This window comes from Agrobacterium sp. MS2, from assembly GCF_003261015.1.
Taxonomy (GTDB): domain Bacteria; phylum Pseudomonadota; class Alphaproteobacteria; order Rhizobiales; family Rhizobiaceae; genus Agrobacterium; species Agrobacterium pusense.
Genome location: NZ_QLNF01000099.1, coordinates 1 through 314, shown reverse-complemented (window position 1 = coordinate 314; position 314 = coordinate 1). Strand labels below are relative to the sequence as shown.

The 314-nt window shown below is 50.0% G+C and carries 1 pseudogene; it reads left to right on the top strand.

Going from position 1 to position 314, the window contains the following annotated elements:
• A pseudogene (locus tag DOU54_RS27675) lies at positions 1 to 314 on the top strand (GGDEF-domain containing protein); the annotation flags it as partial.

Genomic DNA, 314 nt, shown 5'->3' with positions numbered 1-314 from the left:
AGAGGTTCCATGCCAAACTTCCGTCATAATCGCGCCAACGTCGAGATCTTTATCTGGATCGGTGCATTCGTTTTGCTCTACGGCCTTGCCTCGTATTTTAATGCCCATGAGGTTCTGGACCATTATTTCCGCGATCATGAGAGTTACAATCTCGATGAGGTGTTTACCGCTCTTAACATCGGTGGTTTCCTGGGACTGGCCTACTCTGTCCTCCGTATCAAGGATATGTCTCACGAAATCTCTCGCCGCATTCTCGCCGAGCGTGACGTCGACTGGATTGCTTTCCATGACCCACTGACAAAGCTGCCAAATCG